13 protein-coding genes are annotated in these 23,051 nt (G+C 75.9%); 12 read left to right on the top strand and 1 reads right to left on the bottom strand.

The features are described from left to right. The first annotated feature begins 41 nt into the window (after positions 1–41). From OZ948_18225 to lpxC, 6 genes are all read left to right on the top strand, one after another. Complete coding sequence (locus OZ948_18225; protein ID MEB2346668.1) at positions 42–791, top strand: YebC/PmpR family DNA-binding transcriptional regulator; 750 nt, start codon at positions 42–44, stop codon at positions 789–791. 78 nt (positions 792–869) lie between these two features. Beyond that, entirely contained in the window at positions 870–1,445 is a 576-nt protein-coding gene (gene ruvC / locus OZ948_18220) for a crossover junction endodeoxyribonuclease RuvC (protein ID MEB2346667.1), read from the top strand. Next, positions 1,442–2,053, top strand: a complete 612-nt coding sequence (ruvA, locus tag OZ948_18215; protein ID MEB2346666.1) for a Holliday junction branch migration protein RuvA — start codon at positions 1,442–1,444, stop codon at positions 2,051–2,053. Before ruvC ends, ruvA begins: the two co-directional genes overlap by 4 nt. Beyond that, positions 2,050–3,114 (top strand): Holliday junction branch migration DNA helicase RuvB, encoded by a 1,065-nt coding sequence (gene ruvB / locus OZ948_18210; GenBank protein MEB2346665.1) that lies wholly within the window; start codon positions 2,050–2,052, stop codon positions 3,112–3,114. The genes ruvA and ruvB overlap by 4 nt, the downstream gene beginning before the upstream one ends. A 119-nt stretch (positions 3,115–3,233) precedes the next feature. Beyond that, the gene (locus OZ948_18205) at positions 3,234–5,828 is read left to right on the top strand and encodes a protein kinase (GenBank protein MEB2346664.1); all 2,595 of its coding nucleotides are present in this window, start codon (positions 3,234–3,236) and stop codon (positions 5,826–5,828) included. A gap of 318 nt (positions 5,829–6,146) precedes the next feature. Continuing rightward, positions 6,147–7,043: a UDP-3-O-acyl-N-acetylglucosamine deacetylase gene (gene lpxC, locus OZ948_18200; protein ID MEB2346663.1), complete on the top strand. Its 897-nt coding sequence runs from the start codon at positions 6,147–6,149 to the stop codon at positions 7,041–7,043. A 77-nt stretch (positions 7,044–7,120) separates the two neighbouring features. On the opposite strand, the gene OZ948_18195 is transcribed toward lpxC, so the two are convergent. Beyond that, positions 7,121–14,644 (bottom strand): tetratricopeptide repeat protein, encoded by a 7,524-nt coding sequence (locus OZ948_18195; protein ID MEB2346662.1) that lies wholly within the window; start codon positions 14,642–14,644, stop codon positions 7,121–7,123. 255 nt (positions 14,645–14,899) lie between these two features. Here OZ948_18195 and OZ948_18190 point away from each other — a divergent pair, with 255 nt between their 5' ends. The 6 genes from OZ948_18190 (at position 14,900) to nusA (ending at position 22,935) form a co-directional block, all read left to right on the top strand. Continuing rightward, the gene (locus OZ948_18190) at positions 14,900–17,248 is read left to right on the top strand and encodes an ATP-binding protein (protein MEB2346661.1); all 2,349 of its coding nucleotides are present in this window, start codon (positions 14,900–14,902) and stop codon (positions 17,246–17,248) included. 13 nt (positions 17,249–17,261) lie between these two features. Further along, entirely contained in the window at positions 17,262–18,626 is a 1,365-nt protein-coding gene (locus tag OZ948_18185; protein ID MEB2346660.1) for a sigma-54 dependent transcriptional regulator, read from the top strand. Continuing rightward, positions 18,613–19,935, top strand: a complete 1,323-nt coding sequence (locus OZ948_18180) for a GNAT family N-acetyltransferase (GenBank protein ID MEB2346659.1) — start codon at positions 18,613–18,615, stop codon at positions 19,933–19,935. Before OZ948_18185 ends, OZ948_18180 begins: the two co-directional genes overlap by 14 nt. Next, the gene (locus OZ948_18175; GenBank protein ID MEB2346658.1) at positions 19,932–20,864 is read left to right on the top strand and encodes a dihydroorotate dehydrogenase; all 933 of its coding nucleotides are present in this window, start codon (positions 19,932–19,934) and stop codon (positions 20,862–20,864) included. The genes OZ948_18180 and OZ948_18175 overlap by 4 nt, the downstream gene beginning before the upstream one ends. A gap of 212 nt (positions 20,865–21,076) precedes the next feature. Beyond that, complete coding sequence (locus OZ948_18170) at positions 21,077–21,601, top strand: ribosome maturation factor RimP (GenBank protein MEB2346657.1); 525 nt, start codon at positions 21,077–21,079, stop codon at positions 21,599–21,601. After that, positions 21,598–22,935: a transcription termination factor NusA gene (nusA, locus tag OZ948_18165; GenBank protein ID MEB2346656.1), complete on the top strand. Its 1,338-nt coding sequence runs from the start codon at positions 21,598–21,600 to the stop codon at positions 22,933–22,935. The genes OZ948_18170 and nusA overlap by 4 nt, the downstream gene beginning before the upstream one ends. Positions 22,936–23,051: the final 116 nt, after the last annotated feature.

Here is a 23,051-nt window from a genome sequence, read left to right as displayed (position 1 = left end):
GCGCGCGCGTGCTACGTCCCCCCGGACCAGCGGGAGCGCGCATGTCCGGTCATTCCAAGTGGGCGACGATCAAGCGCAAGAAGGGCGCCCTCGACGCCAAGCGCGGGAAGGCCTTCACGAAGGTGATCCGCGAGCTGGTGACCGCCGCGCGCCTCGGCGGGGGCGATCCCGCCGCGAACCCGCGGCTGCGCCTGGTGGTCGAGAAGGCCCGCGCGCTGAACATGCCCAAGGACAACATCGAGCGGGCGATCAAGCGCGGGGCCGGCGGCGGCGAGGGCGAGCGCTACGAGGAGGTCGCCTACGAGGGCTACGGTCCGGCCGGGGTGGCCGTCCTCGTCGAGGCCCTGACCGACAACCGCAACCGCACCGTCGGCGAGATCCGCCACGCCTTCACGAAGCACGGCGGGAACCTGGGCCAGAGCGGCTGCGTCTCGCATCTCTTCGAGAAGCGGGGCGTCCTCGAGTTCGACCGCGCCGGGCTCGACCTCGACCGCCTGATGGAGGTCGGGCTCGAGGCGGGGGCCGACGACGTGGTCGAGAGCGAGAGCGCGGTCGAGGTGCTGACCGATCCCCGGAGCTTCGAGGCGGTGCGCGACGCGCTGGTGGCCCAGGGCCTCGAGCCCGCCGGTGCCGGCGTCTCGATGCGGGCCACCACCACCGTGAAGCTCGAGGGCGCCGCGGCCGAGCAGATGCTGAAGCTCGCCGAGGCGCTCGAGGACCTCGACGACGTCCAGGGCGTCGCCGCCAACTTCGACATCCCGGAGGCGGAGATGGAGCGGATCTCCTCCTAGGGCTACCTTGCCCCCGCCTCCTCCTCCCCCCAGAGCCCTTCCTCCTTCCCGCGGCGGCGGCCGCGCGGGAGTGCACGGATGCGTGTCCTGGCCCAGCGACCGAGCCGGATCCTCGGGGTCGACCCGGGCTCGAGCGTGACCGGCTTCGGCGTCGTGGAGCGCCGCGGCGCCCAGATCCGCCACGTGGCCCACGGTACGCTGCGCCCGGCGCGCGGCGCCTCGCTCGCGGAGCGCCTCGCGGTGATCCAGGCGGGTCTCGCGGGCGCGATCGCCGCGCACCGGCCCGAGGTGGCGGTGATCGAGCGCGTCTTCGCCGGGCGCAGCGCGCGCTCCGCGCTGGTGCTCGGCCACGCGCGCGGCGTGGCGCTCGCGACCGCGGCCGCCGCCGGCCTGGCGGTGTGCGAGTACACGGCGCCCGAGATCAAGCTCGCCGTTGCTGGCAGCGGGGCGGCGCAGAAGCGCCAGGTCCAGGCGATGGTTGCACGGCTCCTCGCTCTCGAAGCGTGCCCGGCCTTCGACGCCGCGGATGCGCTGGCGGCGGCGCTCTGCCACGCGCACCGCGGCCCGCTGGCGGCTCTTGCCGCAGCGGCGTCGGGACGCAGGCGGGCCGCAGCACACGGGGCGGGACGGCTCGTCGTGAGGCGCGCGCGATGATCGCCCACCTCGAAGGCGTCCTGCGCCAGAAGGAGCCGACCCGCGCGATCGTGAGCGTGGCGGGGGTGGGCTACGAGGTGCTCGTCTCGCTCTCGACCTTCTCCGCGCTGCCCGACGAGGGCAAGAGCGTGTCGCTGCGGGTCCACACCCACGTGCGCGAGGACGCGATCCAGCTCTTCGGCTTCCACACCGACCTCGAGCGGGCACTCTTCGAGCAACTGATCCGGGTCAACGGGGTCGGGCCCAAGCTCGCGCAGGCGCTGCTCTCGGGCCTGGCGCCGCACGACCTCGCGACGGCGCTGGCGCGCGGCGACGCGGCGTCGCTCTGCGCCGTCCCGGGCGTCGGCGCGAAGACGGCCCAGCGTCTGGTGCTCGATCTGCGCGAGCGCGTGGCCGCGCTCCACGCAGCCGCGGGGCCGGCTCCGGAGCCCACGCCCGCGGCCGGCGGCGGAGACGAAGAGCGTGTGGAGGGCGTCGTCTCGGCGCTCGTGAATCTCGGGACCGCCCGGCCGCGCGCCGAGCGCGCCGCGCGCGACGCGCTCGAGGCGGAGCCCGGTGCGCCGCTCGAGCAGCTCGTGCGCGCGGCGCTGCGCAGGCTCGCGCGATGAGCGGCGTGCCGGTCCGGCCCGAGCTCGACGCGGCCGCCCTCGACGACGAGCGGCGGCTCGAGGCCGCCCTGCGGCCGCGCACGCTCGACGACTTCGTGGGCCAGGACGCGATCCGCGCCAACCTGCGCGTGTTCCTGGCCGCGGCCCGCGAGCGCGGTGAGGCCGTGGACCACCACCTGTTCTGCGGTCCGCCCGGGCTCGGCAAGACCGCCCTCGCCTACGTGGTGGCGCGCGAGATGGGCGCGAGCCTGCGTGCCACCAGCGGGCCCGTGCTCGAGCGCCCCGGCGATCTCGCGGCGCTGCTCAGCAACCTCGAGCCCGGCGACGTGCTCTTCGTCGACGAGATCCACCGCCTGCACCCGTCCGTCGAGGAGATCCTCTACCCGGCGATGGAGGACTTCCACCTCGACCTCGTGATCGGGCAGGGGCCGAGCGCGCGCTCGATCCGGCTCGACCTGCCGCGCTTCACGCTGGTGGGCGCGACGACGCGCGCGGGCCTGCTCTCGGCGCCGCTGCGCGACCGCTTCGGCTACGTGGCGCGCCTCGACTACTACCCGCCCGCCGACCTGGTCGAGATCCTGCGCCGCTCGGCCGGGCGCCTGCCGCTCGAGCTCGCGCCGGCGGCCGCCGACGAGATCGCCCGCCGCGCCCGCGGCACGCCGCGCATCGCGTTGCGCCTGCTGCGGCGCGTTCGCGACTTCGCCGAGGTCGGCCCCGACGGCACGCGGGTGGGCACGGGCCGGCCGGGAGAGGTCACCCGCGAGGTCGCGCGCCTTGCGCTCGACCGGCTCGAGGTCGACGAGCAGGGCTTCGACCGCCTCGACCGCCTGTTCCTGCGCGCGCTGCTCGAGAAGTTCGACGGCGGTCCGGTCGGGATCGAGACCCTGGCCGCTGCGCTCGGGGAGGACCGGGGCACGCTCGAGGACGTGGTCGAGCCGTTCCTGCTCCAGGCGGGCTACCTCGACCGCACGCCGCGGGGGCGTCTCGCCACGGCGCGCGCCTGGAGCCATCTCGGCCTCGGCGCGCCGCCGGCGCCCGGAAGCCAGCGCCGCCTCCTCTGAGGCCCGCCGGGTCCCTTCCTCAACACGCAGCTCGGCCCGGCCGATAGGGAGACGCTCGCGTGCGTCCGGGGACCACGGCCCCGGTCGCCGCGGCCGGCCGGAGTGCGAGGAGCGACAGGGTGATCGCGTCGACGCTGCGTCTGCTCTTCCTGCTGCTCGCGCTGGTCCTGATCGGCGCGGGGGCGGTCGGCGTGCTCCTCCAGCGCAGCGCCAGCGACCCGCAGCTCCGCGAGCATCGCCGCCGGATCGAAGGGCTCGCCGGCCAGTCGATGCTCCCGCCCGAGGCACTGCGCGGCTGGACGCCCTTCGCGCTGGTCGGGGCCGGCACGGGGCTCGCGATCGGCGTGCTCCTGGTCGCGCGGCGCCGCGACGCGAGCGCCCCGCACGGCCGCGGAGGGAGCGCGAAGGGGGCTGCGGCCCGGGGCCGCGCGCCGGAGCTCGAGCCCGCGCTCGACCGCCGGACCGGCCGCAAGCTCGAGCGCCAGGCGCTGGCGATGGCGAAGAAGGGCCTGCCCCAGGAGGCCGCGGAGCTCTGCTTCGACGCCGGCCTGCTCGACCGGGCGGCAGAGCTCTTCGTCGAGGCTGGTGACTTCGTGCGCGCCGCCGGCATCCGCCACGACCAGAACCGCTTCCTCGAGGCCGCCGAGCTGCACCTGAAGGCCGGCGACCACGACACCGCCGGCACGATCCTCGCCGCCCAGGGCGAGCACCGGCGGGCGGCGGAGAGCTTCCTCGCGGCGCGCCGGATGAGCGTCGCGGCGGAGATGTTCGAGAAGGCCGGGGACCACCGGCGCGCCGGCGACTGCTACCGCGAGGCGGGCTTCGAGCGCCAGGCGGCGCGCGCCTACATCCGCTGCCAGTCCTGGAAACAGGCGGCCGAGTCGCTCGAGGAGGTGATCCTCGAGGAGCGCACCCGCACCGGCACCGGGCAGAACCCGCGCGAGCAGCGCGAGCTGCAGACGCTCGTGCTCCAGGCCGGGCGCCTCTACGACCAGGCCGGCCTGCTCGACAAGTCGGCCGAGGTGCTCGAGAAGGGCGGCTGCCACGTGGCCGCGGCCGAGGTGCGGCTGCGCAAGGGGGATCTCGAGCGCGCGGCCGAGCTGTTCCTCCAGGGCAGCCAGCCGGTGCGCGCCGCCGAGGCGCTGCAGCAGCTCGGCGACGCGCAGAACGCCGCCCGGATCCTCGGCGAGTACCACCGCGCGCGCGGCGAGGACGCGGAGGCCGCCCACCATCTGGAGCTCGCCGGCGAGTTCTTCGCGGCCGGCGACGTGTATCGCAAGCTCGAGGACTACGCGCGCGCCGCCCAGGCCTACGACAAGGCGAACGACCGGGTGCAGGCGGCCGAGATGTTCCGGCTGGCCGGCCACCCCGGCCACGCCGCACAGTGCTTCGAGAAGGCCTCGCGCTGGGACGAGGCCGCCTCCTGCTGGGCAGAGGCCGGCGACGCCGCCCGCCAGGCGCACGCGCTGGTCCAGGCCGGACGCCACTTCGCGGCGGGTGAGGCCTATCACGCGCAGGGCGCCGACGAGGAGGCGATCAAGGTCCTCCAGCAGATCCCGGCCTCGAGCCCCGACTTCGCGCTCGCCTCCGCGGTGCTCGGCGAGATCTTCCAGCGCCGCGGCCAGCTCTCGCTCGCGATCAAGAAGCTGCGCCAGGCGGTCGGAACCGGGGACCTCGATCGCCACAACCTGCGCCTGTACTACGCGCTCGCGCAGGCCTACGAGAGCCACGGCGAGCTGCGCGAGGCCGCCGACCTGTACGAGAAGATCCTCGCCTGCGACTACCACTTCGAGGACGCCGGGGCGCGCCTCCAGGCCGCCAAGGAGCGGCTCGCGCAGGACGGCGCCGCCGAGGCGGCGGCGGTGGAGGAGGCGCCGCTCTCGGTGACCGCGCGCAAGGGCCCGGTGGCCCGCTATCAGATCCTCTCCGAGCTCGGGCGCGGCGGGATGGGCATCGTCTACAAGGCCAATGACACGGTCCTCGACCGGGTGGTCGCCTTCAAGGTGCTGCCCGCCGCGCTCGAGGAGAACCCGCAGGCGCTCAAGAATTTCCTGCGCGAGGCCAAGAGCGCTGCGCAGCTCAACCACCCGAACATCGTGACGGTGTACGACGCGGGCGAGCAGGACCGCCGCTACTACATCGCGATGGAGTACGTGGACGGCAACACGCTGAAGGAGATCGTGCGCCGGCGCGGGGCGATCGCGCCGGGCGGCGTGCTGCACGTGCTGGTGCAGATGTGCGAGGCGCTCGCCTACGCGCACGAGAAGAAGATCGTGCACCGCGACATCAAGACCGCGAACACGATGTGGACCCGCGACCGCAAGGCCAAGATCATGGACTTCGGGCTCGCCAAGGTCGTCGAAGAGGTGCGCAACCACACGACGCTGGTGTCCGGTACGCCGTACTACATGAGCCCCGAGCAGACCCTCGGGCGCAACGTCGACCATCGCACCGATCTCTACTCGCTGGGCGTCACCGTCTTCGAGCTCGCCACCGGGCGGCTGCCCTTCACGGAGGGCAACATCCCCTACCACCACGTCCACACCCCGCCGCCGGACCCCCGCGAGATCCACCCCGAGGTTCCCACGCTGCTCGCGGAGATCATCGCCCGCTGCCTGCGCAAGGATCCGGCCGAGCGCTACCAGTCGGCCCGGGACATCCTCGCGGAGGTGCGAGCCGCGGTGGGACGCGGCCGGCCGGGCGCCCAGACCTGAGCGACAGGGCGCCGGACCGTCGGCCGCCCGGGCCCCGGGGCCACAGGAACGGGGTCGTTCCCGGGGGGCTAGCCAGGAGATCGTGACGATCTCGTCACGACCGTAATCATGTCGTCACGCCTTTGGCTCGATCGGCTCCTCCTGGGTCTTCCCCGATCGACCACAGCTCCGCCTACTGCGTTCCAACTGCTCACTCCGGCTGGGTTTTTTATTTCTGTTCCGGAGCTGGCGTTCCGCCCTTGGTGGCACGCCCATTGCTTTCCGTCACGCCGGGGCCGAGCCAGGACTCGCCTCTGCACCTCGGGGGGGGAGCGTCTCTTGCAGCAGCGAACGATCGCGGAGAAGGTCTCGTGCGCCGGGATCGGGCTCCACACCGGCAAGCCGGTCGAGCTCACGCTGCACCCCGCCCGGGCCGGCAGCGGCATCGTGTTCGTCCGCACCGATCTCGCCCACCCGGTCGAGATCCCCGCGACCCCGGCCGCCCTGAGCCGGACCCACCTCGCCACCACCCTCGGGCGCGGCGACACGACCGTCGACACGGTCGAGCACCTGCTCGCCGCCTTCTACGGCCTCGGCATCGACAACGTGCGCGTCGAGGTGGACGGGCCCGAAGTGCCGGGCATGGACGGCAGCGCAGCCTCCTTCGTGCTCCTGCTCCGGGCCGCCGGCGTCTTCGAGCAGGCGGCGCTGCGCCGGGTGCTGCGCGTCCGGCGCCCGCTCGAGATCCGCGACGGCAACCGCTCGATCCGCATCGAGCCGGCCCGCGAGCTGCGCATCAGCTATGCGATCGACTTCGAGCATCCGCTGGTCGGCCGCCAGAAGCTGCGCGACCTCTCCCTCGACGAGGGTCGCTTCGAGCACGAGCTCGCGCGCGCCCGCACCTTCGGCTTCGCCGAGCAGGTCGCCGCGCTCTGGCGCGCCGGCCGCGCGCGCGGCGCATCGCTCGAGAACACGGTCGTCCTGGGTGCCGACCGCGTCCTGAACCGCGGCGGCCTGCGCTTCCCCGACGAGTTCGTGCGGCACAAGGTACTCGACCTGGTCGGCGACCTTGCCCTGCTCGGGGCGCGCGTGCAGGGCCACGTCCGGGTCGAGCGCGGCGGCCACGCGCTCCACCAGCGACTCGTCGCGGCGCTGGCCAGCGCGGAAGCCCGCGAGCACGTGAGCGGGGCGTTCCGAACGACCCACGCGCCCGCCCTGGCCGTCTCGACCCCCTAGCCTGGCGCCGGTCCGGGGTTCTTCCGCACCCCGGCCGGGCTCGAACGCTCCGCGGGCGAGGGTTCCCGGCAACCCGCTCAGCGCACGGCGGTGAGCCAGGCCCGCTCGAGCGCGCGCAGGAGCACGAGCGCGTCGGGCGCCTCGCCGAGCCACACCGTCAGGTCCGCCCCCTCGTCGAGCGGCGCGCCGCGCTCGGCCGCGATCGCCGCCAGGACGGCACGCAGGTCGCCACCGAGCCGGTCCGCGACGCGCGCCCAGGCGCTCGCGCGCAGGGCCGTCCGCCACGCTCCGAGGTCGAGGCGGTCGAGCACGTTCGGGTCGAGCCGGCGCACCGCGCGTGAGCCCTTGCGGCCGAGCCGTCCGGCGCGGGCCTCCGCCAGCATCGCCTCGAGCGCCCCGCGCAGCCGGAAGGGCTCGAGCTCGAGCAGATCGGGCGCGCCCACGAGGTCTCGCGCCGCCGATCGCCAGGCGTCGAGGGCTGGCGGCACGCAGGCCCCCCCGGCTGCGCTCGCGCTCTCGGGCTCCGTGCCCGCTGGCGCAACGGCGGCCTGGTCGGCCAGCGGCGCCAGGGCGGCGACAGCCTCGCGTAGCGTCTCTCCGGGCGCGTCGAGCACGGGCAACGCGGCCGCGCAGGCAAGGTCCATGCGGGTGGGCGCGCTCTCCGATTCGAGCGGCGAGGCGGCGCCGAGGGCTCGAAGGAGCGCGAGACCGCGAGCCGCGCCGGGCTCGTCGCCACCGGCCGCGAGCACCCGGGTCGCTCGTCGCAGCGCCTCGACGCGCAAGGGCAGGGCGTCGAGCACGGCGGCGAGATCCTCGAGCGCCTCGCCGCTGCGCTCGGGCAGGTGCGCGAGCAGGGCCGCGCGCGCCTCGCGGACGTCGAGCCGCGACGGGGTGAGCGCATGGGCGCGGTCGAACGCGGCGAGCGCGCCGGGAACGTCCTCGAGGGGCCCCGAGAGCAGGCGTCCCAGCTCGAGGCACAGCTCGGCCCGCTCGGCCGGGTCGCCGCGGCCCTCGATCGCGCGCCGCAGCACCTCCGCCGCCTGGCTCCAGTCGCCGGCGACGCGCAGCAGCCGCGCGGCCGCGAGCGCGGCCTCGCGTGCCTCGGGATCGGCCGCGAGGGCGGCGCGGTAGGCCGCCAGCGCACCCGGGGCGTCCTCGCGGGCCTCGAGCACGCGGCCGCGCACGCTCTCGAGCAGCGCGCGCACGCTCGTCGAGCCCACCTTCTCCGCACCTTCGGTGGCAGCGGTGTAGGCCTCGTCGTGCCGGCCCTCGTCCCACAGGCCGGTCACGAGCTCGTACCAGGCGGTCGCGTGCGAGGGCTCGGCGCGGAGCGCCTCGCGCAGCCAGCCTTCGACGCGCCCTGCATCGGAGCTCGCGAGCCGCGCCAGCCGCGCGGCGCGCACGTAGCGCTCGGCGCGTCGCGCCGCGTCCGGCGTGTGGACCGCCCAGGCCGCCAGCGCGGCCGCCGCTTCGCTGCGCCGCCCGAGTCGTTCGAGCACCCGCAGGCACCCGGCGTGTGCGTCCTCGTGGGCCGGATCGAGCCGCAAGGCCTCCTCGTGGCGGCCGAGCGCCGCGGCGAGCTCACCGCTGGTCTCGAGCGCGCGCGCGAGAGCCACCAGGAGCCGGCTGCGCGCGGGGTCCGGGTCGGGAAGAGCCAGCCGTGCCGCCAGATCGCGCTGGCATTCGCCGGTGGCGCCGAGGTGGAAGGCGGCGAGCCCGTGCGCGGCCAGGGCATCGGGCGCGGCGGGCGCGAGGGCGAGCGCCTCCCCCCCGAGCTGCCAGGCCGAGGGCCAGCGTTCGAGGCGGCGCGCAGCACGGCCGCCCGCGAGCAGGGCGGCGAGACGATCGGTGTCGGGCAGCTCCCCGAGCGCGTGTTCGGCGGTGAGCAGGCGGGTGGCCGCGGCCAGCGCGAGCTCCTGCCGGTCGTGCTGCTCGGCGAGCCGGGCGAGCGCTGCCTGTGCGGGCGCGTGGTCGGGGGCGTGCTCGGCGGCGCGCTCGAGCGCGCCGAGAGCGCGTAGGGGCTCGCGCGCCTCGAGCAGGGCCGCCGCGCGCGCCAGCGCCTCGGCGGCGGCAAGCCCGGTCTCCTGTTCGGCCGCGCGCAGCCACGCCTCGGCCGCGCCCGGGTCGTCGCCGTCCGCCTCGCGAAGCCGGGCGCGCAGCCGCCAGGCGCCGGCGAGCGCGGGATCGAGCGCGAGCGCCGCGCCGGCCCGCTGCTCCGCATCCTCGCGCCGGCCCTGCTCGGCGAGCGCCTCGGCGAGTGCCAGCAGGTCGGCGGCGGCCGGACGGGCGTCGGGATGATCGACCCAGGCCGTGCAGATCTCGCACCAGCGTTCGCGCTCGCCGGCGGTCGCGAGCACGGCCGCCCAGCGCCCGAGGTCGTCGGCGCCGAGCGTCCCGAGCCGGTGTGCTTCGCCGTAGGCGTCGGCCGCGCGGGCCGGATCCGGCGCCTGCCGGTGCGCGATCGCAGCGATCGACAGCCACAGCGCGCGGCGGCGGGGCGGGTCGGCGTCGCCGAGCAGCTCGAGCTCCTCGGCGAGGAGCGCGAGCGCGCGCGGGAAGGCGGCGGTGGCCTGCATGATCTCCTGGAGCATGCGAAGCGCCGTCAGCTCGTCGGGCTCGGCCGCGCGCGCTGCGAGCAGCGCCTGCTCGGCGCCGGCGGCGTCACCGAGAGCCTGCCAGCGCACCCGCCCGAGGCGCCGCCACCGCTCGGCCGGCGATCCCAGGCCGCGGGCGAGCTCGGCTTCGAGAGCGCGTGCCAGCTCGGGCCAGTCGCGGGCGCGCTCGGCGCAGCGCCGCAGGCCGCTCCAGCCTTCGGCTGCGTCGGGGTCGAGGCGCAGGAGCTCGCGCCACGCGTCGGCAGCAGCCGCGGGCAGCCCGAGCCGCTCCTCGCGCAGCCGCGCGAGCTCGGTCCAGGCGGCGCAGCGCTCCGCTTCCTCGGGAGCACGCCCCGCCCATGCGAGCAGCCGTCGCGCCCGCTCGCCGGCGTCGCCTTCGGCGCGCAGCAGCGCCAGCAGCAGCCGGTGGTCTTCGCCGGCCGCTTCCGGGTCGTCGGCCAGCGCGCGGGCGTGTGCGAGCGCGCGATCGTGACGGGCGTGCCGCCACCAGGCGCGGGCGAGCTCCCGGCGGAGCGCGCGGGCACGCTCCGCGGGCAGCGTGGTGGTGGCGAGCTCCTCCTCGGCGAGCGCGATCCAGTCCTCTTCGCAGCGCGCGACGCGGAACGCGTCGCTGGCCGGCGCGAGCCGCGCGGCGCGCTCCGGTCCGGTCGGGGTCGCGAGCGCGGTGCGCCACAGCGCGGCAGCGGGCTCCAGCTCCCCGAGCGCGCTCGCAAGCGGCGCTGCTTCGGCCGCGAGCGCAGCCCGCAGCGAAGCCGTGCGCGCGTGGGCGATGCGTGCGAGCAGCACCTCCAGGCGCTCCCGCGTGCGGCCGGCGGTCGCGTGCAGCCGGTCGAGCTCCGCGAGCAGGCCGGGGTCGCCCGGATCGTCCGCGAGCGCGGCCTCGAACGCGAGCCGCGCCCCTTCCGGTGACCCGAGCGTTCCGGCGAGCAGGGCGGCGCGTTCGCGCTGGAGCGCGGCCCGCCAGGCCGGCGCGGGGGCGCAGCGCGCAGCCTCCGCGAGCGCCCGCTCGCACGCTGCGGGGCGCCCGGTCCGGCGGTGGAGGGCCGCGATCGCCTCCCACAGGGCGGGATCGCCGGGAACCTCGGCGACCAGCCGCGCGAGCCAGCTCGCGAGCGCTTCGGGTCGCGCCGTGGCGGCGAGATCCGCGCCGTGGGCGGCCAGCTCCGCGCGCGCGTGGCCCCGTGCGCTGCGCCACTCGCCATGGAGCTCGGCGAGCGCCTCTTCGGGGCGGCCCAGCGCCTCGAGGGCGCGGCGCAGGGCGTGACGCACGCCCGGCTGCTCGGGCTCGAGGAGCAGCGACTCGCGCCAGGCGCGCAGCGCCTCCTCGGGCCGCCCGAGCGGGCCGGCGAGCAGCTCGGCGCAGCGCCACCAGCAGCGCGCGCGCGCCGACCCCGTGGCGGGATCCGAGGCGGCCTGCTCGAGCAGGGCAGCGGCCTCGTCGAGCCGGCCGAGCCCGGAGGCGAGGGCGATCGCGCGCTCGCGTGGCTCCCCGGCCCCCGGGTCGAGGCGGCACAGCGCGAGCCAGTGCTCGAGGGCTCGGGCGGGCGCGGCGAGCGGACCTTCGTAGAGCTCGGCGAGCTCGCGGCGCAGGGCGGGGGCGTGGGCTCCCGCGCGGCGCAGCGCGAGCTCGAGCTGCGGCGCGAGGCGCGCGGCCTCGCCCCGGGCGCGCAGCAGCTCGCAGAGCGCGCTGCGCGCGTCGTCGGCGTCGGGCGCGTCGGCGAGGACCGCCTCGAAGGCCTGCTCGGCGCCCTGCGCATCGCCGGTGGCGTGCAGGGCGCCGCCGAGGCGCTGGCGCCAGCGTGCCCGCTCCCGCGGGTCGGTGGCGAGCTCGGCGCGCGCATCGGCCAGCGCGGCCAGCTCGTGGTGCCGGCCGGATTCGGTGTAGAGCGCAGCCAGCCGCTCGGCGTCGGCGTCGGCATGGGCGCCGACGGCCGGAGCGGACTCCAGGAGCGCGACGGCCTCGTCGCGCCGGCCGAGCCTGCCGGCGAGCAGGTCGGCGAGCCGGCGGCGCAGGTCGGCGGCGCGTTCGGCGTCGGGCGGGCGGTCGCCGAGCCGCTCGAGCCGTTCGCGCAGGAGCGCGGCCGCCTCGTCGAAGCGATCGTTGGCCTCGCAGTGCGCGAGCAGCCCCTCACCGGCCACCGGGTCCCCCGGTGCGAGCGCGAGCACACGGCGCCAGTGGTCGGCCGCGCGCTCGCCGTCGCCGAGCTGCTCGGTGGCAACGCGCGCGGCCTGCGCGTGGAGCGCGAGACGGCGCGCGTGGAGCTCGGGGTCGTCGCCGGCGTTCGCCAGCGCCGAGAGCTCCCCCTCGAAGGCGCGCAGGCATTCGGCCGGCTGGCTCTCCTCGTCGTAGAGCGCGGCGAGCCGGTGCCAGGGCCCGGGATGCTCGGGTGCGACGCCGATCGCCATCTCGAGGTGCCGGCGCGCGCGTCCGATGTCCCCGAGCCGGGCCTCCGCCAGGTCGGCGATCCGCATGTGCAGCAGCCACCCGGGGCCCGCCGTGCTGTGCTCGGCGCGCGCCTCGAGCCGCTCGCAGAGCGCGGGGTAGTCGCCGGTGCGCTCGAGCAGCGCGTCGAGGCGGCGCTCGACCTCCTCGGCGGCGGCGGGCGGCAGCGCGGCGTCGGCGAGCGCTTCCCAGGCGCGGCGCGCCTCGTCGGGGCGGTCGAGTGCCGCGTCGAGCAGGCGCGCGCGCTCGAGCTCGATGCGGGTGCGCGCGTCGCCCTCGCTCGTGCGGGCCGCGCGCTCGCGGAGTGCGTCCGCGAGCAGCTCGGGGTCGCCGGCGGCACGGGCGCTTCGCTCCCAGCCCTCCAGCACCTCCTCGCTCCGTTCGCCCTCGCGGTGGAGCTCGCGCCAGGCGTGCGCGGCCTCGGCCGGGCGCCCGCCGCGGTCGAGTGCGCGCGCGCGCCGCAGCGCGATCGAGCGCGAGCCGGCCGGGGTGCCGAGCTCGTCGAGCAAGGCGAGCGCGTCCTCGAAGCGCTCCGCCTCCGCGAAGGCGTCGAGCAGCGCCTCGAGCGAGGCGAGGTCGCTCGGGTCGTGGCGGAGCGCGGCGCGCCAGGCGTCGAGTGCGGCGTCGGCGCGGCCCTCCGCGGCGTGCAGCCAGCCGAGGCGGCGCTGGTTCGCGCCGCGGGCGGCGCCCGCGAGCAGGTCGTCGAGGCGCTCCAGCACGAGCGACAGCTCATCGGTGTCGCCGAGATCCTCGAGCTGGCGCGCGAGGCGCTCGAGCGCCTCGCGCGGCGCGGGCGAGAGCGCGGCGTGCCGGCGCAGCGCCGGGAGCGCCTCCTCGCCGCGGCCGAGGGCGTCGAGCCGGCGGGTGAGCTCCGGCGCGAGGACCTCGAGGCGGGCCAGGCCGGCCCGGGGCGCCTCGGCGATCCAGGCCGCGAGGAGGGTTTCGTCGTCGGTGCCGGCGGCGGTGCGCGCGGCGCCGTCGTGGGCCGCGGCGCAGCCGGGGTCGGCGGCCAGCGCCGCCGCGAACGAGGCGTTCGCCGCCACCGGGTCAACGCCCTCGGCCTGGAGGACGCCGGCGGCGCAGAGCAGCTCGGCGCGGCGCACCGGCGCGGCCCGCTCGGCGGCGCGCGCGTAGGTGGCCAGGAGAGCGGCGGGCCGCTCGAGCTTGCGCAGCGTGCGCTCGAGGGCGGCGAGCGCCTGCGGATGGCCCGGGTCGAGGTCGAAGGCCATCTGGTAGGCGGAGCCGGCGGCCGCCACGTCGTCGAGCGTCTCGTGCAGGGCGCCGAGCTGCAGCAGGTGCTCGATGCGCTCCGCGGGGTCGCCGGCGAGTGCCGCCAGCCGTTCCAGGACCTCGATGCGCTCGAGCTCGTGGTGGCCGGCCTCGAGCGCGTCGGCGTAGGCCGCGAGCGCGTCCGGGTCCGTGGGGCGTTCGGCGGCCGCGTCGCGCAGCCGCGCGAGCAAGGCGTCGCTCGGCGGCTCCGGCGGCTCGCCGCCGAGCCCCAGGTCCGCCCAGCTCGGGATCTCCGCGCCGAGCTCCATCGCCCGCTCGAGGTGCCACGTCCGTCCTCCGGTGTCGCCGGCACGGCCTGCGGCCTCGGCGAGCGCCAGGTGTACGTCTCCGCTCTCCACGAAGTCCGCGGCGCGCTGCAGCCACGCCCGCGCGGCGCCCGGATCCGCACCGCTCGCGAGCAGCGCGCGGCCGGCATCGAGCGCGATCGCGGCGCGGGCGGGCGCATCCCCGGCCAGCGCGAGCCGCCGTTCGGCCAGCGCCGCCAGCGCATCCCCGCGTCCGAGCGCGCGGAGCACCCCGGCCATCGCGTCGAGCCACTCCGGCTCCTCGGGCGCCGCCTGGTGTGCGGCCTCGTAGACGGCGAGCGCGCGCGCCGGGTCGCCAAGCCCGTCGGCGAGCAGCCGCCCGAGCTCCCGCCAGGCCCGCACCCGCTCGCGCCCTTCGCCGAGCGCGAGCGAGAGCGCCTGCTGCCAGCGCTGGGCGGCCTCCTCCAAGCGTCCGGCGCGCTCGAGGGCCTCGCCGATACCGAGCCATGCGCGCTGCGACCCCGCGTCGGCGGCCAGCGCCTGCTCGAAGGCCTCGGCGGCGAGCGCAGGCTCGCCGCCGCGCAGCGCGCCCTCGCCGACCTCCGCCAGCAGCGCCGCGCGTTCGGTCGGCCGCGACACGCCGACGGCCTCGCGCATGGCGAGCGCAAGCGCCTCCTGCCAGCGGCCACTCGCGGCGCAGCGCCCGCGCAGGCGGCGCAACGCCGGCGCGAAGCGCGGATCGATCTCGAGCGCCTGGCGGTGGCACCGCTCCGCCCGCTCCGGGTCGAGGCCCGCCTCGTCGAGCGCGTGCCCCATGCGATAGAGCAGCCGCGCGCCGTCGATCGCCGGGCGGGTCGCCGCGGTGGCCGCGAGATGGCGCTCGTAGATCGGGACGAGCGCGCTCCAGTCGCCTTGCAGGAAGAGATGCTCCTCGAGCGCCTCGAAGGTGGCGCGATCGGCAGGATCGCTCGCGAAGCGTTCGCGCAGGCGCTCGAGCGGCGTCGTCAAGGAGGCGGGTCCCTCTCCGGTGCGCAGGAAGCGCGCACAAGTCGGCCTCTGATCGACCGGGACGGCCCGCGGCTTGATGCCCGCCCGCACCGCCCGGCCCCGGATCGGAGCCGGGGGGGATTCCCGGCGCCCCGGGTCCCGATCCTGGATCCCCGCCCCGATTCCCCCTTTTTGCCGCCTGGCCCCCCCGCTGATAGGTTTGGCCGTCCCCTCCGGCCCGACGAACCTGCCTCCGACCGCGAGGCCCCTTCCCGGATGCCCGCCGAACTCGCCCAGGAGCCGCCGCAGCGCAGCGAAGCGCCGGAAGCGCTGCGTTTTCCGCTACCCCCCGGTGCCGGCGTGACCGAGGCCGAGCGCCGCCGGCGCCGCCGCGAGATCTGGCTCTCGAGCCTGCTGGTGCTGGCGATCGGCGGGATCGTGCTCGGGCAGCAATGGGCATCGGCGCCCCGCCGCGCGCCGTCGGCGGCGTCCTCGGCGCTGTTCCTGCTGCTCAACGCGGTCAACGTGTTCCTGATCTTCCTGCTGGTCTACCTGGTCGCGCGCAACCTCGTGAAGCTGGTCTTCGAGCGCCGCCGCGGCGCGCTCGGCTCGCGGCTCAACCTGAAGTTCGTGCTCTCGTTCGCGATCGTCGCCAGCGTGCCGACGGCGGTGCTGTTCCTGGTCTCGTCGGCGATCGTCGGCAACTCGATCGACACCTGGTTCAGCCTCCAGATCGACCGCACGCTCGACGAGAGCCGGCGCGTTGCGGAGGTGTACTACCAGTCGGAGGCGGACGACGCGCTGCGCTTCGGGCGTCGCATCGCCGAGCAGATCGCCGAGCACCGGCTGCTCTCCGAGAGCGAGGCGCCCGAGCCGCTGGCGGACTTCGTGCAGCGCAAGCAGAGCGAGTACGGGCTCGGTGTGGTCGAGGTGTTCGGACCCGGCGGCGAGGAGCGCGTGGTCGCGGTGAACCCCGAGATCCCGACCGCGAGCTTCTCGCGCGGCGACAGCGAGCTCGTGCGCTCGGCCCTGCGCGGCATCGCGACCTCGCGGGTCGAGGAGGCCACCGGTGGGAGCGTGATCCGTGCGGCCGTGCCGATCGAGACCCCGCTCGAAGCCGGGCCGGCGGCCGGCGCGGTGGTGGTGAACCACTTCGTGCCCTTCGCCCTGGCGCAGAAGATCGAGCAGATCCGCGAGGCGCACGACGACTACCGGGAGCTCCAGCCCTACGCCGGCCACATCGAGCGGATCTACCGGCTCGAGCTGCTGCTCTTCTCGCTGGTCGTGCTGCTCTTCGCCGTCTGGTGGGGCTTCCGGATGGCCAAGGGCGTGACGACCCCGATCCGCGCCCTGGCCGAGGGCACCGCCCAGGTGGCGCGCGGCAACCTCGACGTCGCGGTCGAGGAGCAGAGCGACGACGAGGTCGGCTTCCTGGTCCGCTCGTTCAACCGCATGACCCGCGACCTGCGCGACGCCCGCGACGGGCTCGAGCGCACCAACGCCGAGCTCGAGCGGCGGCGCAGCTACACGGAGGTGGTGCTGCGCAACGTGGGCGCCGGCGTGGTGTCCCTGGACGCGCAGGGCCGCATCCTCACCATCAACCCCTCGGCGCAGCGGCTGCTCGGGGTGCCGCCCGGGGTCGGGGTGGCGGGCCGCGAGCTGCTCGAGGTGGTGCGGGCGCCCGAGCAGCTCGAGATGGTGCGCGAGCTGGCCGGTCGCCTGCGTGCGGGCGTCCGCGAGAGCATCCGCCGCCAGGTGCAGATCCCGTCCGGCGAGGAGACGCTGACCCTGCTCGTGACCGTGACGCTGCTCAAGGACGAGGAGGGCCGCGTGCTCGGCACCGTCGTGGTCTTCGACGACTACACGCAGCTCGTGAAGGTGCAGCGCATGGAGGCGTGGCAGGAGGTGGCGCGCCGGATCGCCCACGAGATCAAGAACCCGCTGACCCCGATCCAGCTCTCTGCGCAGCGCATCCGCCGCCGCTTCGGCCCGCGCTTGCGCGACGCCGAGGACGCCCGGGTGTTCGACGAGTGCGTGGACGCCATCACGAGCCAGGTCGAGGGGTTGAAGCTCCTCGTGAACGAGTTCTCGAACTTCGCGCGGCTGCCCGCCGCGAGCCCCGTGCCCGGCGACCTGAACCGCCTGGTGCGCGAGGCGGTGGCCCGGTACGAGGGGGTCGACGGGGTGCGGCTCGAGACCGATCTCGAGCCGGCCCTGCCGCCGGTCGAGGTCGATCGCGAGCAGATCGCGCGCCTGCTCACGAACCTGATCGACAACGCCCTCGCGGCCGTGCGCGAGCGCGCCGCCGGGGAGCCCGGCTTCACCGGCTGCGTCGCGCTGCGCACCGTCTACGACGCGCCGCTGCGCGCGGCGCGGCTCGAGGTGGTGGACGACGGCGTGGGCATCCGCCCCGAGGACCGCCGGCGCGTCTTCGAGCCCTACTTCTCGACCAAGCCCCACGGTACCGGCCTCGGGCTGGCGATCGTCTCGCGCATCGTCGCCGACCACCGTGGCTACGTGCGCATCCACGACGCGGCCCCGCGCGGCGCGCGCGTGATCGTCGAGCTGCCGGTCTCCGCCGAGGGCCGCCACCTGCGCCCGAAGGCGGACGAGCACGCCGCGTGACCCGGGGAAGGCCATGGGCCGCGTCCTGATCGTCGACGACGAGGAGAGCATCCGCCGCTCGCTCGGGGGCCTGCTCTCCGACGAGGGCTGGCAGGTCGACGCGGCCGGCGACGGCGAGGCGGCGCTCGCGCGCCTGCGCGAGGACGCCGGCGGCTTCGACGTGGTGCTGCTCGACATCGCGATGCCCGGCCGCGACGGGCTCGCCGTGCTCGAGGAGCTGCGCGCCGGCGACCCCGAGCTCCCGGTCGTGATGATGAGCGGCCACGGCACGATCGAGACCGCGGTGCGCGCGACCCGGCTCGGCGCCTTCGACTTCGTCGAGAAGCCGCTGTCGGCAGAGAAGCTGCTCCTGGTCCTCCAGCACGCGGTCGACCGGCGCCGGCTGGCCGCCGAGAACCGCCGCCTGCGCGCCGAGGCGCTGCGCGCCCACGAGATCGTGGGCAGCTCGGAGCCGATCACGCGGCTCAAGCAGCAGATCGCCCAGGCGGCGCCCACCAACGGCTGGGTCCTGATCACCGGCGAGAACGGCACGGGCAAGGAGCTGGTGGCGCGCCAGATCCACCTGCAGAGCCGGCGCGCGGCGGAGCCCTTCGTCGAGGTGAACTGCGCGGCGATTCCCGAGGAGCTGATCGAGTCGGATCTGTTCGGGCACGAGAAGGGCGCCTTCACCGGTGCGATCGCGCGCAAGCTCGGCAAGTTCGAGATGGCCCACCACGGGACGGTGCTGCTCGACGAGATCGCCGACATGTCGCTGAAGACGCAGGCGAAGGTGCTGCGCGTGCTCCAGGAGTCCAAGTTCGAGCGCGTGGGCGGCAACGAGCCGATCGAGGTGGACGTGCGCGTGATCGCCGCCACCAACAAGGACCTCGAGAAGGAGATCGCCGCGGGCGCGTTCCGCGAGGACCTCTACTACCGGCTCGCCGTGCTGCCCTTCCACGTGCCGTCGCTGCGCGAGCGCCGCGAGGACATCCCGGTGCTGGTGCGCGCCTTCGTCGAGGAGTTCTGCGCCGAGGCCGGCACCCGCGCGAAGACCGTGACGCCGCGCGCGTTGCAGGTGCTCCAGGCCTACCCGTGGCCCGGCAACGTGCGCGAGCTGCGCAACCTGATGGAGCGCCTGGTGCTGATGACGCCGGGCCCGCGCATCCAGCCCGAGGACCTGCCGGAAGGCGTGCGGGTGGTGGCGGCGCGCGAGGAGGGCGGCACCGCCGGGACGCTCGACGAGGCGCGCCGGGCCTTCGAGCGCGAGTTCCTGGTCACGAAGCTCCGCGAGCACGGCTGGAACGTCTCGCGCACCGCCGAGGCGGTCGGGCTCGCGCGCGAGAGCCTCTCGCGCAAGATCCGCGCGCTGCGCATCGAGACGCCGCGTGGGGGCGCCTGAGCCGGGCGCTGGCGGCGCCTGGCTCGTCACGCGCGCCGCGCCCGGGGAGGCGCCGGCGCTCGCGGCGCTCGGTGCCGGCGCGCTGGCGCACGGCTGGTCGGCCGAGGCGCTCGCGGGCGAGCTCGCGCGCCCCGACGCCCGCGTCTACGCGTTGCGCGGGCTGCCCCGAGGGCCCGTGGCCGGCTTCCTCCTCGCGCGCCACGGCCCGGGCGAGCTGCACGTGCTCCTGATGGCGGTGGCGCCGGCGCGGCGCCGCTGCGGCGGGGGCGGTGCGCTGCTCCGGGCCGCGCTCGCCGAGGCCCGTGCCGCCGGCCTCGCCGCCGCGCACCTCGAGGTGCGCGCCGGCAACCGCGCGGCGCTCGCGCTCTACGCGCGGCACGGCTTCCTCGCGGTCGGCCGCCGGCCCCGCTACTACGAGGGCCGGGAGGACGCCATCCTGATGAGCCGGCGCCTCGAGGAGGAGCCCGCCTTGACCGCAGCCCGGCCGCTCGCGATCCGCGCCGACGCCGAGGTCCGCGCCAACGGCCCGGAAGGGGCCGCGCGGGCGGGCGGGGGCCGCCGGCTGGTGCTCGGCGTCGCGGGCTGGCCGGGCTCCGCGCCCGGGCAGTTCGCGATGCTCTCGCCCGGCGCGACCGGCGCCGCCCCGCGCTTCGACCCGCTGCTGCCCCGCCCGATGGCGGTCTACCGCGCGGCGCCCGAGCCGGGCGGCGCGGAGGTCGAGATCCTCTACAAGGTGGGCGGGCGCGGGACGCGGCTGCTGGCCGACGCGCGTCCCGGCGAACGGGTGCGGCTGGTCGGCCCGCTCGGGAGCGGCTTCGCGCTGCCGGCCGCGGGCCAGCGCGCGCTGCTCGTCGGGGGCGGGACCGGCATCGCCTCGCTCCACGGCCTCGCGCGGGCGGCGCGGGCGCGCGGGCCGGTGGCCGTGCTGCTCGGCGCGCGCCACGAGGGCGAACTCATGGGGCGCGCCGACTTCGCCGCGCTCGGCGTCGACCTGCGGATCGCGACCGAGGACGGCAGTGCGGGCCGCCGCGGCCTCGTGACCGCGCTGCTCGAGGAGGCGCTCGCGGAGCCCGGGGCGGGGGGCGAACAGGTCTACGCCTGCGGTCCGACCCCGATGATGCGAGCCGCGGCGGCGATCGCCGCGGCCCACGGGCGCCGCTGCGTGGTGTCGCTCGAGAACACGATGGCCTGCGGCTTCGGCGTCTGCCTCGGCTGCGCGGTGCCGCGCGCGGGCGGTGGCTTCGCGCTGGTCTGCCGCGACGGCCCCGTGCTCGACGCTGCCGCGGTCGCGTGGGAGGCGCTGCCGTGAGCACGCCCCCCGTCGACACCGCCGTCGACCTCGGTGGGATCGCGCTGCGCAATCCCGTCCTGACGGCCTCGGGGACCTTCGGCTACGGCAGCGAGCTCGCGCCGTTCTTCGACCTGACCCGGATCGGCGGCATCGTCGCGAAGAGCCTCACCCTCGAGCCCCGCAGCGGGAACCTGCCGCCACGGATCGCCGAGACGCCGGCCGGGATGCTCAACGCGATCGGCCTCGAGAACGTCGGCGTCGACGCCTTCGTCGCCGACAAGCTGCCCCTGCTGCCGGACGGGATCGCAGTCGTCGCCAGCGTCTTCGAGACCGAGATCGAGCGCTACACCGAGGTGTGCAAGCGCCTGACCGGCGTACCGAAGGTGGCGGGTCTCGAGATCAACGCCTCCTGCCCGCACGTGAAGAGCGGCGGGATCGAGTTCGGGCAGCGCCCCGAGCTGCTCGGGCGCCTCGTGCGCGAGACGCGGCGCGCGAGCGCGCTGCCGCTGCTCGTGAAGCTCTCGCCGAACGTGACCGACATCCGGGAGATGGCGCGCGTCTGCGAGGGGGAGGGCGCCTCCGGCCTCTCGCTGATCAACACGCTCCAGGCCCTCGACGTCGACCTCGCCACGCGCCGGCCCGTGCTGCGCAACGGGCTCGGCGGCCTCTCGGGGCCCGCGATCCGGCCGGTGGCGCTGCGCATGGTCTGGCAGGCCGCCCAGGCGGTGCGGATCCCGATCTGCGGGATCGGCGGGATCGTGACGGCCGAGGACGCCCTCAAGTTCCTGGTCTGCGGGGCCCGCGCGGTCCAGGTCGGCACGGCCAGCTACCTGAACCCGATGGCGGCCGCCGAGGTCGCCGAGGGGATCGCCGCCTACGCCGCGGCGCAGGGCTGCGCGCGGGTGGCCGATCTGGTCGGGACGCTCGAGATGCCCGGGGTCCGCTGAGGACCCGGAAGCCCTCCGGGGGAGCCTGCATCCCAGCTTGCCTCGGGGGGAGAATTCGGATAAGGTGCGGCCACTTGCGCGTCCGCCTACGGGTGGATCCGGAAGGTGTGCTGCGGATCGCTGTTGTCGTTCAGGGCGGACCCGGTGTCCGCCCTTCTGTTTCCAGGCTCCGGTCTCCTGGCCTGCGCGTTCCAAGAGCTCGAGAAGATCCCATGTACCGCGACATTCCCGACACCCTGCGTGCCGTCGTAGAGCCGATCGTGCTCGGCCACGGCCTCGAGCTCGTGGACGCGGAGATCCTCTCCGGTCCCGGTGGGCTCGTGGTGCGCGTGGTCGTGGATACGCCGGAGGGCGACGGCCGGGTGGCGATCGAGCGTTGCGCCGACGTGTCGCGGGAGATCGGCACCGGGCTCGACGCCGAGGGCGCGTTTGCCCGCGGCTACCGGCTCGAGGTGGCCTCGCCGGGTCTCGACCGGCTGCTGGCACGCGAGAAGGACTTCGCCGCCGCCCGCGGCGCCGAGGTGAAGATCGAGACGCGCCGCCCGGTCGGGGGGCGCCGCCACTTCCGCGGCGAGCTGCTGGCCTTCGAGGACGGCGTCGCGCGCGTGCGGGTGGACGGCGCCGACCACGCCGTGCCCTTCGACGAGGTGGCCCGCGCCCGCCAGGTCTACCACTTCACGCCGGCGGACTTCAGCAAGCCGCCGCGAGCGGCTCGCCGGGCCGGGGGAGCGTCATGATCCCGCTCAAGCGCGAAATCGACCAGATCGCCAAGGACAAGGGCATCGACCGCAAGGTGATCGTCACCGCCGTCGAGGAGGCGATGCTGCAGGCCGCTCGGCGCCGCTTCGGCAACGAGAAGGAGATCGAGGCCCGCTTCAACGACGAGACCGGCGAGGTGGAGCTCTTCGAGTTCCGCACCGTCGTCGAGCACATCACCGACCGCGACACCCAGGTGCTGGTCGCGAAGGCACGCGAGCTCGACCCCGAGGTCGAGGTGGGCGACGAGATCGGCGTCAAGCTCGACACCGAGGGCTTCGGCCGGATCCTCGCCCAGACCGCCAAGCAGGTGATCATCCAGCGCGTGCGCGAGGCCGAGCGCGGCATCGTCTTCGACGAGTACAAGGACCGCAAGGGCGAGGTGGTGAACGGGATCGTGCGCCGCTTCGAGAAGGGCTCGCTGATCGTGGACCTCGGCCGGGCCGAGGCCCTGCTGCCTGCCAAGGAGCAGGTGCCGCGCGAGAGCTACCGCCCGGGCGACCGGATCCGCGCCTACGTGATCGACGTCAACAAGGAGGCGAAGGGCCCGCAGATCATCCTGTCGCGCGCCTCGATCGACTTCCTGACCAAGCTGTTCGCCGGCGAGGTGCCCGAGATCTACGAGGGCATCGTCACGATCGAGTCGTCGGCCCGCGAGCCGGGCGTGCGCTCGAAGATCGCCGTGGCCTCGCGCGACAGCGACGTGGACCCGGTCGGCGCCTGCGTCGGCATGAAGGGCAGCCGCGTGCAGGCGGTCGTCCAGGAGCTGCGCGGCGAGCGGATCGACATCGTGCCGTGGAGCCCGGATCCGGCCCGCTACGTGTGCAGCTCGCTCTCGCCGGCGCAGGTGTCGAAGGTGATCATCGACGAGGCGGCGAAGTCGATGGACGTGATCGTGCCCGACGACCAGCTCTCGCTCGCGATCGGCCGCAAGGGCCAGAACGTGCGGCTCGCGGTGCAGCTCACCGGCTGGCGCATCGACATCAAGAGCGAGTCGAAGATGCGCGAGATCGCGGGCTGGCTCGCCCAGGCGGTGTCGGTCGTGGACGGCTGGGGCGAGCCCGAGGCCGAGATCCTGCTCAACCAGGGGATCACCTCGCTCGATGACCTGGCCGCCGTGCCGGCCGAGCTCCTGCTCCAGCTGCCCGGCATCGACGAGGCCGGCGCGCAGGCGGTGAAGCGCAGCGCCGCGGAGCTCGCGGCGGAGCAGCGGCGCCGCGAGGCCGAGGCCGCCGAGGCGGCCCGGGCCGCGGAAGCGGCGGCCGCCGCCGAGGCGGCGGCGCCCGCGCGGGCTGCCGGGGAGCAGGAGAGCTAGTGTCCTGTGTCGGAAGTTCGCCGTCGAAGTCTCGAGCCGTCGCGGGCGGCTGGGTGTGCACCGAGATCGCGGCTACGGGCCGCTCGCAAGGCGCGCGACCGAGCCATGGCCGTCGC

This window comes from Deltaproteobacteria bacterium (assembly GCA_035063765.1).
Classification (GTDB): domain Bacteria; phylum Myxococcota_A; class UBA9160; order UBA9160; family PR03; genus CAADGG01.
Note: the sequence above shows the minus strand (reverse complement) of the source record. Positions and strands in the feature narration are given on the sequence as shown.